Origin of the sequence: Acinetobacter sp. YH01018 (assembly GCF_013420295.1) — a bacterium.
Classification (GTDB): Bacteria; Pseudomonadota; Gammaproteobacteria; order Pseudomonadales; family Moraxellaceae; genus Acinetobacter.
The window spans coordinates 67,502-80,904 of sequence record NZ_VOYL01000002.1 but is presented as its reverse complement, the minus strand read 5'-3'; the positions used below and the strand labels follow the sequence as shown (position 1 = coordinate 80,904).

15 protein-coding genes and 2 tRNA genes are annotated in these 13,403 nt (G+C 42.2%); 6 read left to right on the top strand and 11 right to left on the bottom strand.

From position 1 onward, the window contains the following. Nucleotides 1–17 precede the first annotated feature (17 nt). The gene (locus FTT83_RS01315) at nt 18–641 is read right to left on the bottom strand and encodes a DUF1294 domain-containing protein (RefSeq protein WP_086197727.1); all 624 of its coding nucleotides are present in this window, start codon (nt 639–641) and stop codon (nt 18–20) included. 14 nt (nt 642–655) lie between these two features. Beyond that, entirely contained in the window at nt 656–1,606 is a 951-nt protein-coding gene (locus FTT83_RS01310; protein ID WP_180041983.1) for a homoserine kinase, read from the bottom strand. A gap of 110 nt (nt 1,607–1,716) precedes the next feature. Between FTT83_RS01310 and hisF the strand changes: the two genes are divergently transcribed. Then, nucleotides 1,717–2,478 carry an imidazole glycerol phosphate synthase subunit HisF gene (gene hisF / locus FTT83_RS01305; RefSeq protein ID WP_320159621.1) on the top strand — a complete coding sequence of 254 codons (762 nt, stop codon included), beginning with the start codon at nt 1,717–1,719 and terminating at the stop codon, nt 2,476–2,478. Nucleotides 2,479–2,854: 376 nt separating this feature from the next. On the opposite strand, the gene FTT83_RS01300 is transcribed toward hisF, so the two are convergent. Then, nucleotides 2,855–3,451: a sterol desaturase family protein gene (locus tag FTT83_RS01300; RefSeq protein ID WP_166170706.1), complete on the bottom strand. Its 597-nt coding sequence runs from the start codon at nt 3,449–3,451 to the stop codon at nt 2,855–2,857. A 105-nt stretch (nt 3,452–3,556) separates the two neighbouring features. On the opposite strand from FTT83_RS01300, the gene FTT83_RS01295 reads away from it, so the two are divergent. Continuing rightward, nucleotides 3,557–4,558 (top strand): AraC family transcriptional regulator, encoded by a 1,002-nt coding sequence (locus FTT83_RS01295; protein ID WP_180041978.1) that lies wholly within the window; start codon nt 3,557–3,559, stop codon nt 4,556–4,558. A gap of 153 nt (nt 4,559–4,711) precedes the next feature. On the opposite strand, the gene FTT83_RS01290 is transcribed toward FTT83_RS01295, so the two are convergent. Both FTT83_RS01290 and FTT83_RS01285 read right to left on the bottom strand, forming a co-directional pair. Beyond that, a complete protein-coding gene (locus FTT83_RS01290) occupies nt 4,712–4,957 on the bottom strand; it encodes a hypothetical protein (RefSeq protein WP_166170710.1) in 246 nt (81 codons plus the stop codon). Nucleotides 4,958–5,026: 69 nt separating this feature from the next. Continuing rightward, entirely contained in the window at nt 5,027–6,136 is a 1,110-nt protein-coding gene (locus FTT83_RS01285; protein ID WP_180041976.1) for a DNA/RNA non-specific endonuclease, read from the bottom strand. Nucleotides 6,137–6,391: 255 nt separating this feature from the next. Between FTT83_RS01285 and FTT83_RS01280 the strand changes: the two genes are divergently transcribed. After that, entirely contained in the window at nt 6,392–7,093 is a 702-nt protein-coding gene (locus tag FTT83_RS01280) for a hypothetical protein (protein WP_180041974.1), read from the top strand. A gap of 86 nt (nt 7,094–7,179) precedes the next feature. Here the strand turns inward: FTT83_RS01280 and FTT83_RS01275 are convergent, their stop codons facing one another. Next, entirely contained in the window at nt 7,180–9,057 is a 1,878-nt protein-coding gene (locus tag FTT83_RS01275; RefSeq protein WP_086196470.1) for a potassium transporter Kup, read from the bottom strand. Nucleotides 9,058–9,178: 121 nt separating this feature from the next. Here FTT83_RS01275 and FTT83_RS01270 point away from each other — a divergent pair. Next, nucleotides 9,179–9,269 (top strand) — tRNA-Ser (locus FTT83_RS01270). 172 nt (nt 9,270–9,441) lie between these two features. Here FTT83_RS01270 and FTT83_RS01265 read toward each other — a convergent pair. The 3 genes from FTT83_RS01265 to FTT83_RS01255 all read right to left on the bottom strand — a co-directional run bounded on the left by FTT83_RS01265 (nt 9,442) and on the right by FTT83_RS01255 (nt 10,220). Next, a complete protein-coding gene (locus FTT83_RS01265; protein ID WP_180041939.1) occupies nt 9,442–9,699 on the bottom strand; it encodes a hypothetical protein in 258 nt (85 codons plus the stop codon). 128 nt (nt 9,700–9,827) lie between these two features. Then, a complete protein-coding gene (locus FTT83_RS01260) occupies nt 9,828–10,019 on the bottom strand; it encodes a hypothetical protein (RefSeq protein ID WP_180041937.1) in 192 nt (63 codons plus the stop codon). Nucleotides 10,020–10,079: 60 nt separating this feature from the next. Next, nucleotides 10,080–10,220, bottom strand: a complete 141-nt coding sequence (locus tag FTT83_RS01255) for a hypothetical protein (protein ID WP_180041935.1) — start codon at nt 10,218–10,220, stop codon at nt 10,080–10,082. A gap of 186 nt (nt 10,221–10,406) precedes the next feature. On the opposite strand from FTT83_RS01255, the gene FTT83_RS01250 reads away from it, so the two are divergent. After that, nucleotides 10,407–10,634, top strand: a complete 228-nt coding sequence (locus FTT83_RS01250; RefSeq protein WP_086196493.1) for a hypothetical protein — start codon at nt 10,407–10,409, stop codon at nt 10,632–10,634. A gap of 131 nt (nt 10,635–10,765) precedes the next feature. Then, nucleotides 10,766–10,841 (top strand) — tRNA-Thr (locus tag FTT83_RS01245). 80 nt (nt 10,842–10,921) lie between these two features. On the opposite strand, the gene FTT83_RS01240 is transcribed toward FTT83_RS01245, so the two are convergent. Then, nucleotides 10,922–11,755 (bottom strand): cyclopropane-fatty-acyl-phospholipid synthase family protein, encoded by an 834-nt coding sequence (locus FTT83_RS01240; protein WP_180041933.1) that lies wholly within the window; start codon nt 11,753–11,755, stop codon nt 10,922–10,924. A 3-nt stretch (nt 11,756–11,758) separates the two neighbouring features. Then, nucleotides 11,759–13,057 carry an FAD-dependent oxidoreductase gene (locus FTT83_RS01235; protein ID WP_166170758.1) on the bottom strand — a complete coding sequence of 433 codons (1,299 nt, stop codon included), beginning with the start codon at nt 13,055–13,057 and terminating at the stop codon, nt 11,759–11,761. Nucleotides 13,058–13,403 lie beyond the last annotated feature (346 nt).

The window sequence follows — 13,403 nt, the reverse complement described above, 5'->3', positions numbered from 1 at the left end:
AGTAATCGTTCCCCCTTTTAAAATTTCAGCACATTAAAAGGAGAAATCAGCCATAAAATCAAAAGTATGTTTAAGGCTATAGTACAAAAATAAATCTTTCTAAAGGGTTGTTTTTGTGTTTTATGACGCAGCTTTTCCTGAGCCAGCCATGCCGTAGGCCAGCCGCCCAGAAAAGATAGCAGATGCAGGGTTTGCTCGGGTACGCGGCGATTACCTTGCAAGGCAGCTTCTTTATCTTGAGCGTACATCCAGTAAGTGATGGCATTAATGATGCTAATAAATAACAGCACCATGCCACTTAATAAACCCGCTATGGTAAACACGGCCAGAGCCAAAATATAACCGATACAGGCAATTTGCATCGGTTTTAATTTTTGTGCCGGTTGCTTGGAGAGCTTTGGCTTGCTCACATTTTTTTTGGTTTGTGACGCTTTAAGATAAGTCACCTGCTGGGCACGATAACGTCCATCTCCATCCAGCAAGACCGTATATTCAAGCGCACAACCCACAATCGGACGGGGCCCTTGACGGGCAAAATCCTTAATGTGTAGAAACACGCGATCTTTCGAGGCATCATTGGGCTGAATAAAACCATAGCCTTTTTCATCAAACCATTCGACCAATCGCCCCTGATCACGCATTTTTATATCCTATATCAAGCCGTCACAAATTTTAGTCGTTCTACCAGCATATTACGCATTTCCAAAGGATTTTTCTGAAGAATATCATCTCCTGTACGTCCTTGTTGTGCATTTTTTTGTGCGACTTGTAAACGCATCAGCCAAAACCGTGCTGCCGCCATGGCCAGATAAATTTCCAGACAGGATTTTTCATCCTGAGTCAGAGGACGCACCGTTTCATAAGCTTCTAAAAAAGCGTGGGCTTTCGCTTCATTTAAATGCACCTCGGGATATTCGGTGCAGAAGTCATTTAAGGTAATGGCAATATCAAACAGAAATTCATCTTTATTTAACTCGTAAAAATCCAGGATTCCTTTCAATTCATTGCCTTCAAACAAGGTATTGTCACGGAACAAATCGGAATGAATAAAGCCTTTGGGACGGTTTGGATAGACGGCAGTGAGTGCGTCATAAAGCCCCAGCACTTCACTGAGCAGAATAGAATCGGCAGGATTTAGAGTCGGTTTTAATTCTTTCGCCACTTGAAGCCAGTAATTGTGGTTACGATATTCGGCCCGTTCCAGTGGAAAACCCTGTAAGGCAATATGGATTTTCGCCTGAGCCACAGCAATGGCCTGTGCCTGTTCCAAAGTTGCTGGCATGGGGTGCTTACCCATCATGCGTGGTGCTATCTGCGCAGGCTTACTTTTTAAAGGATGAATAGCCTGCCCTGCATAATTTAACGGTACAGGCACGGCTAAACCTTGCTGACCTAAATGCTCCAGTACCGGAACCAGTTCTGCGGCGCCCTGCTCATCCATCTCTTCAAATACGGTCAGTACATACTGCTTTGCATTTTCACAGACTAAAAAATAGTTGGTATTCTGAATCCCGCCTTGAATCGGAATCAGCTCCAGCACCTCTAATCCATAAGGTGCTGCAAACGCCTGAACTTCCTGTAAAGTCAAAGGGGTATAAACCGACATAGAAAACCTGCAAAAAAACTTACATAATTTTGATAGAATACCTGCTACAACTACCAAGGTGTAGCACCTTCGTGGCGAAGTTTCATAATCGGCTGTTATTTTTGGAAAAAATTATGCTTGCTAAACGTATTATTCCTTGCCTTGACGTAGATAATGGTCGAGTGGTGAAAGGCGTACAGTTCCTTGATATTCGTGATGCAGGCGATCCGGTCGAAGTAGCACGCCGTTATAATGAACAAGGTGCCGATGAAATTACCTTCTTGGACATTACTGCAACCTCAAGTGGTCGCGATACCACTTACCGTACCGTTGAACGCATGGCCGAAAGCGTGTTTGTTCCCTTAACCGTAGGTGGCGGTGTGCGTAAGGTGGAAGATATCCGCCTGTTGCTGAATGCCGGTGCCGATAAAGTCAGCATTAACTCGGCTGCAGTATTTAACCCGGAATTTGTTCAAGAGGCTTCGCAACGCTTTGGTGCCCAATGTATTGTAGTGGCGATTGATGCCAAAAAAACCGGCGACAATAAATGGGAAATTTTCACCCATGGTGGCCGTAAACCGACCGGCATTGATGCCATTGAATGGGCAGTCAAAATGGCCGATTACGGTGCGGGCGAACTTTTAATTACCTCTATGGATGCCGATGGCACCAAAGCCGGTTATGATCTGGCCTTAATGCGTAACATCAATGACCGTGTCACCATTCCAACCATTGCTTCTGGTGGCGTGGGTAACTTGCAGCATTTGGCTGATGGTATTCTTAAGGGTGGTGCAGATGCAGTACTTGCAGCTTCTATTTTCCACTTTGGTCAATACACCATTCAGGAAGCCAAACAGTATCTGGCTGCACAAGGGATTGAAATGCGTCTCTAAGAAGTGACACGAGTTAATCTAAAAAGAGTGGTCCTTTCCACTCTTTTTTATTTATAGACCAGCTCTGAAATCAGACCCGCATAAAAAGTGCAGATAAAAAAAGGGAGTCTTGAAGACTCCCTATAAACCAAGAAAACTACAGCGCGGTTTCTTGAAAAGAAAAACAGTAAAATGACATATACAGTGACTCGTCAACTTAACTGGGCCAGCCTGATTGCGAAAACAAATATATAACAAATAATAATAAAAACATTGACTATTAATACTGAAAATATTGACAAATTACGACAAGATCTCGGCAGTCGTGACTTCTAGCTATTTTATCGCGCAATATCTTCCTGATCGATAAAACTTACACTTCATTCTAAAAAAATAACTAATTACCCTGTTTTTCCACCCATTTCGCCGGAAAATAACGCTCGGTTATACCGTTCAACAGATTTGAAACTATGTCGGGCAGCAAAATTCCTAAGGGATTTTCCTCCTGCAATTCTGGGGCTGAAATCACCCGAGTTCCCAAAATGTAATCAAACCAGGGTTTGGTCACGCACCAGTTGGCATCCTGATTGGAATTCATATGATGATCATAATGCCAAGGAATTTTTTTCATGGCCCACTCTGGCTCTAAATGGGCGCGGCGGTGAATATAATAATAATTACAGGCACTATATACCGTAGACAGTGCCATGCCTTTGGAGACCGGATAAAATAGCGTGCCAAAAACGCCCGCAACCACAGTCAGTGAAATAATTTCATTTTTAGTGCGCCAATTGGCAAGACCTTCGACATAGCCATGGTCATGAAATGCCGTTTTTCTGACTTCACGATGATGCTCCCAATGTGATTTCATGCTGTCTGGCACCGGACTATAACGCGGCTTTCCACTGCGATGTGTGCCATGCAAAATATATTTGTGTGCGATCCATTCAAAGCCATTGGCCACCACCAAACCCAACAAGAAACCTTTCCACATTATCGCTTTCTCCCTATTCTGTATTGAATATAGGCAATGAAATGTGCTAAATATTGACCTTAAAATAAAACTTCATTGACAAATTACGACAATAAAAAGATCAATATGCATCAGTTTAAAGATTACACAGGCTCTGTATATGGCGGACTTGGGCATTTACTTTATGCCTATAGTCAGGCCAAAGGCTTAGCCATTTCTGAAAAACTTGAACAAGTTCAGAACTTGGAACGCTTTGACTTTTGTCTTTGGCGCGAATTACTGACCGATGTAGATCAGCATTTAAAAATTCCTGCACTCGGCTTAGAGATTGCCGAATATGTACAACCCAAACATCTCGGCATCATTGCCTATATTGCCCTGTCCTGTAATACCTTAGGTGAAGCTTTGTATCGTTATCATGACCTGCATCGTTTGATCTATGATGGCAGCCCCTTACAAGCCGACATGCTGGGGGATTATTTGGCCATTGGCTGGGGAAGTGTTCCTTTTCATCTGACCACTCAAGTCAGCAATGAAATCGCAATTGCCGTGATGTTTCAGTTCCTGAAACATTCTATGGAATTTGAAGATATTCATATTCATGAGGTTCACTTTACCCATCCGGCACCCAAGAATGTCGCGTTATACGAACAGTATTTCCATTGCAAAGTCCGTTTTTCTCAGCCTGTGGCGCAAATTATTTTACCAGTTGCCGAGCTCGCCAAGCCTTTTCGTCAAGGAGACCAAACCCTGCAACATTTGCTGATGCAGCAAGCTCAGGCACTCTTGGATAAACTTCCGAATTCCACCCAATTAGATGAACGTCTGCAACAAGCTATTCTCACCGGACTGCAAAAAAACCTGTATCAAATCGAACCGATTGCCAAGCAGCTCAGTATGTCGGTACGGCAATTGCAACGCCATTTACAACAACAAGGCACCACCTATCAGCAGCGTATGCAGGAAGTACGACATTTATTGGCGGAGCAATATTTAAAAGATCGGCATCTCAGCCTGCAAGAAATTGCCTTATTGCTCGGCTATTCCGAGCAAAGTGCCTTCCAGCGTGCTTTTAAAAAGTGGACAGGCATGACACCGCAGCAATGGCGACAACAACAATACGTATAAAATCGCCTTCAAATCGTCAGATGCATGTCATATCTATTCAGCATGTTATGATTAATCAACCAGCAATTCCCGATTAATATAAAATATCCTGAAGAATAAAAAAGCTCACGTCGGTGAGCTTTTTTTATGTTTCACATGGAACATAAGCGCTGCTTATAAAAATGGATTTTCAATTTCCTGTTCATTCTGACGGTCAATTTTTTCCGGAAGATGAGCTTCATTTTCCAAAGCACTGACCACAGCATTGACAAAAGCCTGCAAGGCTTTCGCTGCCTGAAGCCCGGCCTGATCTTTGGTTAGCTGTAAATTGCCATAAATACTGACACAGTCTTCTTGATTTTCTAAGGTGAGGTCGTGAATGGCATGCGATTCGGTACCATTTTCAAAAGGCTTGAACATTGTATTCTCACTGATCTTTGTTGTTATTAAAAAGGTAGGATGACGACTTTCATCCTACCTAAGAAAGACTTATTTCAACAACTGTAAAATGTACTGCAAAAGCCCTTCAATCAACTGTTTAATAATCGCATCTTGGGTATTTGAACCGTTCGTTGCTGCACTGCCGTTATTCTCTTGTGCAGGGGTTAAATTTGCTGAACTTGCGGAGGAAGATTTAAACTTTTTCTGCAAAGCGTTAAGCTCATCTGCACTGACTTCTTCGGCACATTGGCTTTCTGCATCCCAATGTGAATAGGCAATTTTCTGAGTTGCTTTCACTGCACTTGCCTTTAGTGGCAAATTGTAAGTATTGCGCTTCTGGTCTTCGGTTAACTGGGGAAAAATATTAATTCCTGTCAGATCTTCCAGAGCACAGATACTAATCACCTGCACTTTCGGTGCAGTATTTTTCAGGGTATTGTCGGCATAGTACACCCCTGCTGCCCCTGTTTTTGGGATATAGATGGCTTTATAGGTCGCTGTTGGAACAATCACCCCATTACCAATTGTCTTCAATTTTTTAGCTGAATACACCGGTCCCGTTACAATATAGACATCCTGCTTCTGCTTGGTCACGATCGCACGAGTCGCTTCTTCCAGCTCTCGCCAAACCTGCTGATTATTCTTCGGAGCTTGCGGCACCATATTGGCTAATGAGAAACTGTCAAACTGCGCATCTTTATTCGGCATATCGGCATTGGGTGCCATGTGTCCGCGGTCATAGCCCGAAGCTTTATAGTCTGCCAAGGTCGCTCGATATTCTGTCTTTAGACGTGTTTCTTCATGGAAATTGTCTTCACGTGGAATTTTATGGCTCAAGCGTTGTGGCGTCAGGGCTTCTGCCACCCATAAAGGTGTTTTCGATACCCCCGAATACATCACGTTAAAGCCATTAAAGCACAGCGGAAAAGTATTTTTAGTCAGGCTTTTTTTGGCCAGATACGGCGGAATATCGCGGTAAAACTGATCCAGACAGGCCGAGTTGGAGACTGATGGCAATGAAATCAGCTGTTGAATTCTTTCTTGTCCAAAGGCAATTGCAAAACTACTGGTTGCAACTACTCCCAAGATAATTTTTAAACTATTCCGCTTTAAAATTTGCATTACAGATTGACCCGTTTTACCTTTCTTGACTGCCATTTTGAGACCAACCCTCATTTTTCACGAGCTTAACAAGCAGTGAAAATGAAGTATATGTAGCAAATTTTATTTGCTTAACAATTAGCCTAAAACTGTTCAACAAAAGCACAGTTGTTGTAACAGTCTGTCTCATTTTCTAAAGCTTTTCTAACCAGTCTTAAGAGCTTTACGTATGTTTGATTGAAAAACCGATGCTGCTTATGACAAGGTAAAAATACGCAAAAAATCTGAATAATGATTGCTACGGAGTATTTTATGCATTTTAAGCTTTTAGGTTTAAGTCTGGTTACAGGAATGATGAGTGCAACGGCATTCGCAGAACCAGCCATTCAACCGGGCGATACCTTAGAAAGTCTATCTAAAGTCAAAGTAAGCACTGCAGTAAATGGTCAGGCAGGTTCGATTGAAGAATTAGTGGCTAGCGGTCAAATCCGCATTGTGGATGCAGGTCAAGTTGCTACCAAGGCAAATGCAGCGAGTTCTGAAACCGCAGCACAAGCCAGATCAGCTTCAGATGCAACTGTGGCACAAAGCTCAGAGATAAATACAGCAGCACAAGTTGATTCATCTAGCGCACAAGCAAATGAATCTGCTATTGAGCAAACAGCTCAGGCTGTATCTGACCATGTAGATCAGATACAACAGAATAGCGAATTAGCTGCACAACAGGCGGAACAAGGTTCAGATCAACAGATTGCAACTGCGCCGGTCAATCAATCTGCTGCTGATGCACAAGTCAATGCAGCAAATATGCCTCAAGCAGAACTAAGCAATGAATCTGCGGCTGCCGCACCAGCAAATCATGTTGAGACCACTGCAACCCAGGAAGCCTTTGCAGCCACTCCTGAAGCAACACAGCCAGATGATGCAGTACAAGCAGCACCAGAAGCTGCTGTAATCGATGCTCCGGTAAAGGTCTCTCCTGAAGTACCAATGACAGAGGCAACAGAGAACTAATCACGCTCTTTTTCAGGCTTTCATCCTCCAAATAAAAAACCAAGGATTTTCCACCTTGGTTTTTTATTGTCTATACGATCTGAAACTTAGATTTCGATTTGACTGCCTAATTCAACCACACGATTGGGAGGAATCCGATAAAAGTCACTCACCGGACTGGTATTGCGCTGCATCGAAATAAACAGCTTTTCGCGCCAAGAGGCCATACCGTCACCCACTGTACTAATAATTCGTTCACGCGAAACAAAGAAGCTGATTTGCATCAAATTATATTCAAGTTCAATCGATTGGTAGACCGCTTCGAGTGCCTGCGGAATATTCATCTCATCTTTAAAACCGTAAAACAGTTCAACCCGATAAAAATGGCGATTCATCATTTCTACTTGGAAGCGATCCTGATCAGCGACGTAAGGAACATCTTGAATTTTAACCGTCAAAATAATATTTTTCTGATGCAAGACCTTATTGTGCTTCATATTATGCAACATGGCATGCGGCACCACGGTGGGAGTACCCGTGAGAAATATAGCTTCCCCTTCTACCCAATTGGCTTGCTCATCGATACTTTGCACGAATATATCTAAAGGTAAGGTATCTTGCTGGAGCTTGGCGAAGGTCAGTTCACGCCCTTCTTTCCATGTCATTAATAGAAGGAAAGCAATTCCACCTATCAACAGTGGAACCCATCCCCCAGAGAATACTTTGAGTGAGGTTGCGCTTACCAATACCAAGTCCAATACCAAGAATGGAGTAATCAGCAGCATCAGTTTCGGTAGGTTCCATTTCCATGTGTAACGAATAAACACAGCAATCAGTAAGGTGTCACATAACATGGTCATGGTCACAGCCAGACCATAAGCATGAGATAAGCGTGAACTGGTTTGGAAAATCAAGATCAGTACAATAATAGAGGCCAGTAAAACCCAGTTCAGTAAAGGCACATAGATTTGTCCCTGTTCTGAGTCTGAGGTGTGTTTAATGGTTAGTCGTGGTAAATAACCCAATTGAATGGCTTGACGTGCTAAAGAGAACACCCCTGAAATAACAGCTTGAGAGGCAATGACCGCGGCCATCGTTGCCAAGAAAATCATGGGGTATAGAGCCCATTCAGGTACCAACAAATAGAATGGATTTTGAATTGCACTTGGATCGCGAAGTAATAATGCCCCCTGACCTGCATAGTTAATTAACAAACAAGGTAACACCACAAAAAACCATGCCAAGCGAATAGGAACAGGACCAAAATGGCCCATATCGGCATACAGGGCTTCCCCGCCTGTCACGGTCAGTACGACCGCACCCATAATAAAGAAGGTCATTAAGGGATGAGTGACAATAAACTGGAAAGCCCAATGTGGACTAAACATCCCCAAAACTACAGGAGTCTGAATAATGCTAGAGATTCCCAAGAATCCGAGTGCTAAAAACCATAATAAAGTTATTGGACCAAAAAACTTGCCCACAAAGGCTGTTCCATACTTTTGCATGATGAACAATATGGTCACAATCGTAATGGCGATTGGTATAATATAAGGGTCTAAAACATTTGTAGCGATAGAAAGCCCTTCAACTGCAGATAACACTGAAATTGCGGGGGTAATGATGCCATCCCCAAAAAACAGGGAAGCACCAATAAAGCCAATCGCAATTAACAGTAACTTTTTTTGATCACTAAAATTTGTATTACGCAAATTTAGGGCCAACAGCGCCATAATTCCGCCTTCACCATTGTTATCTGCACGCATAACAATGGCGACATATTTAATGGTAATGACCAGTGTCATGGTCCAAAAAATAATCGACAAAATACCCAATACATTTTCAGGGTTAATCCCCAAGCCATGTACTGTATGGAATGATTCTTTCAGCGCATAGAGTGGACTGGTTCCAATATCTCCAAACACAACCCCTAATGCTGCCAGAGTAATCGCGGGCAATGCGGCTTTTTGTGCAGTACTTTGCATATTTCGTCTTCGTTTTGAACACTATTTTTTCGCAATGATATCATTGAGCAAAAACTTTTGCTCTAAATCAATTGTTTCAACTTGGCAGAAGGGCTTTTTTTCGCTATCATCGCGGCGCAATGGTGAAGTGTCCGAGTGGCTGAAGGAGCACGCCTGGAAAGTGTGTATACGTTAATAGCGTATCGAGGGTTCGAATCCCTCTTTCACCGCCAAATTCGAAAGAACTGCAATCCAACGCAGTGTACAAAGGTTTAAATCTAAAGGGTTTAAGCCTTTTTTTATCGTATACTATTCAGCAAAAATACCCAGCAGTTCTAAAACCATGAAAATAAACTGGGAAAAATCGTCAAGATTGAGGTTTTTATATTCTCTGCTTTTGAAACATTATTTATCTTCAAAATATTTCTGGCATCCCTGAAAAAATTCCTCGTTGAAATTCATGGACGGATCATCTTTATCATCATCACATTGATCTACAGAGTTAAGATTGTCTTGTGCATAGCGATAACCATAGTATTGCTCTGTACCCTCCTCAAAGCCACCAAATTCCTGTTTTTTGTTGGACTGAAAATACAGCAATGCAGCAATGGCGATAAACATAAGTACCACGACAGTACTGATCATTTTGGTCCATTTTGTCATCTTATATATTTTCCTTGAGCTTATTGATAAACATCCCTCATCAGAGCACTTTGCCAGAAAAAAGTTACTTATCCCTACTGATGAAATAATAAGAATGGGATGCCTCATTCAAGACCCACAGCAATCCTTTATTTCTGTTGTCTGATTGGATTTTCAGGCTGTTCGTCCGGATTTTTTTGCAGATTGGCTGTCCCGATATGCTGGTCGGGTTGATCCGGTTGAGGGTTGGGTGGATTAGGGTGTTTCTGCTGGTCAGGATGTTGAATTAAAGGAACAGGCTGTTTTTGCTGATCTGGTTGTGGGTTATCTTGTTCAGTCATGGTTATCTTTCCTGTGCATTGCCATTAATCAGTTGCGCTACATCAGCATTAATCTACGCCTTAAATTGAATCTTCCAACTCCAGCCATGTTTCAATTTCCATCATTGTAACTGTGAATTTTCTAGATGATTGATCTGCAACAACCGTGATGAAATCAGCTTCACATTGATTACCAAAAGCCTGCAAAGTCCGATCTTTCATTCACATGTCACCTAAATGGCACAATTACTGCACGCTATTATTTCGCAAGCTCAGCAGGTAAATAAACCTGTTGAGATATGATCATATAAATGCAATATTTCCATGATAACAATCATATAACAGAACCTTAAATCGACCTGTAACAGCACATTGAACACATAGAAAAACTGCTATTCGGGAGTAGATATGAATACCAGCAATAATTATGTCAAACAAATCAAGAATGCTAAACGTGGTGGTTATACTCCAACGATTGCCAAGGATATGAATAAACATAAAATTCAAAAAGCCCTGCGACTGATCGAACAATGGCGAAAACTGGCCAGCGAACTTAAACCACAAATGCAAATCGATATGGCTTTAACCTTAGAAGAATGTGCTCAAGATCTGGACCAGATTTTAAGGAGTAAATAACCGGTTCAATTGAAACAGGACATGAATTTAAATAACGGGTGATTTAAAATATCCAAATCCATTTACCCTATTCAACCGCTCATTTTTTGGCTTGCGTTTTCAACGAAATTCGCTATTATTCTCTGCACGTTGCCGGCATAGCTCAGTTGGTAGAGCAACTGACTTGTAATCAGTAGGTCCACAGTTCGAATCCGTGTGCCGGCACCATTTTATACTTAGCCTCGCTTTTTAGTGAGGCTTTGTTGTTTTTGTACTTTGCTTTTAAAAATTAGAACTTTATCCCAGTCTCAGGCATTCTTTGTTGCACTGATCTGTACATAATTGACTAACCCATCCTGATACAGCTGCTGACAGAGTTTTGCAGTCATGCGAATTTTAAAGGCATCCACACCTGTGCGCTGCTTTGGCGATTGCCGCAAATGTTGAAAGTAGTTTGCAAATCCGTATAAAACGGCTTTGGACAAATCCCGAATTTCAATATTGCTAAAATCATGTTGCTGCAAGGTCTGTTCTAATCCAGATGCCGTCATCAAATGCTCCAGATTCACATCTGCAGCCTTGAGCAGCCACTTATATTTTTGCTTTTGTAGTGCATTTAAATTCAGCCATTGCTCGGACAAGATTAAATAATGGAAACCCAGTCGGCCTTTTGAATTTAAAACACTGTCCACTGAATCGAGAAATGAATTTAAATTGGAATGGTAAGCAGCATCAATGCACAGCACCACATCAAAGCGCTGTTGAAAAGGAATCTGTTTTAAATTTAAAAAGGATTGCGGGTAAATGGCCGTAATGTGCGGAAAATGTTTTTGAATTTGCATGACACAACTGGCTTGCAGTTCCACGGCTTCAATATGCCGAAGCCGATAGTGCTGTTGCCAGTACAGTAAACTTGCCCCCTGCCCGCAGCCCAAGTCCAGCAGTCGATCTTTGGCATTTAAAGATACAGCTTGCGCCAATTGATCTGCCAACTGACGGCAAGCTTCTGGATAGGACGATGTTGCATCATCCCAATAACCCAGATTGCTCCAGGCGAGTACGGCATCATCTCCTAACTGTTTCGCATTGATTGCGTATTTATGTTGAGGAAGTTTCTGCCGAATCGCTTGAAGCCATTTCATATCTTAGTAGCCGAGTTGTGGAGCAACCTCAACTTTAGGTTTTAATCCGGCAAACGGCAATGGTGCACCTAAAATCTCTGCAATATGCATGGCTGAAGTCACGGCAGATTCCAGTACAGGCAATCCATCACAAGACCATGAACCGCAATAGAACACTTTGCGGTTTAAATCATGATGACGGGCTTGCAGTTCTTTATTTAAAGCTACTGTTTGTGAATCTACTACAGCACGGGTTAAGCTCACTGAGGAGATGATTTTTTTCGGATCAATCTCTGTCACCGGCTGCCAGGTTTGGAATACGGGCGATTTACCGACCAAGGTTGGCTCAACCGAATTCAGCCAGACGGTAAATTGCTGACGGGTAAATTTACGGTCCATCATGTAGCTGAGTACAGCCCAATCTTTACGTTTTGGTGGCATTACCGATTGATCGGTATGAATCACCAGCTGGCCCTGCTCAAATTTAAATTTCTTTAACAGCGCAATATCATCAGCGAATTGTTGGTTATCCAGGAATGTTTCAATTTTATTGGTCGGTGTGGCGACAATCACACGATCAAACAGCTGCTGTTCGCCTTGCTCATTTTCAATCAATACCCTTTCTTGTTGCTGTTGAATATGGGTAATGGCAGAACCGCCACGAATTTCAATGCCTTCAATCAGCTTGTCGACCAGGGCTGGTGTACCGCCCTGCAGACGCAGCAAGGCATCGCCATCGGTCAATTGACGCAAGAAAACCAGCAAGGGTTTGGCAGGCCATTCGCCAATGGTTTTCGGGTTACAAGTACAAATGGTATACAGCACCGGCATTACGGCACCATGCCAGAACACTTCTTCGATATCATTATGATTAATGAATTCAGCCAAGGTGATGTCCTGGTGCTTCGATCTGAAGAATTTCGCAATCGCCGTCTTCAACTGCAGCATGCCTTTCACCATGCGCCAGCCATATTGCTGAATGCCTTTACGGTTATTAATAATCGGAAAATTACCAATACGGCTGCGTGAGGTGGTCAGCCAGGTTTCGGTGCGATCTTCAAATAACCAGCTGCATGCCATATAGGTACGTACAGGAAAGGTCTGGATACCCAGATAGGCCGCCAGACTGAGGGTGTTTTTCCACAAATGCGGGTTCATGACACGCAGGGGGGCATCAATCAGGCCGCCCTCGAATTCAATGCTATGGCTATCCATACCACGACCTGCCAAGGCTTCAAAAATAGTAACGCTATGTCCTGCATCTTTAAGAATTCTTGCGGTAGCTAGCCCAGCCATGCCACTGCCAATAACTGCAATATCCAAAATTATTATCCGTCAGTTACACATAAGATTATTGAAATTATGAACCAAGCCAGCTTAAAAGGCGGTATTAAAATATTCCAGAATGTATGTTTTTAACAAAACTCATCATGATGCACATAAAGTCAAAAATTACATTTATTTATATAGAAAAAACCTTGAAATAAATTTAATAAATTATTTTATTTTTAAAGCATAAAAAACAAAAAACCTTTAAAAAAAGTAATATATATTAACCATTTTTTTAACTAACGTTTTACAAAACCCTTCAATATTATTATGATAGAAAAAGTTAAAACCTGATAACTCCATCACGTTTTCATCAGCCACAACTATACAAATATACCGA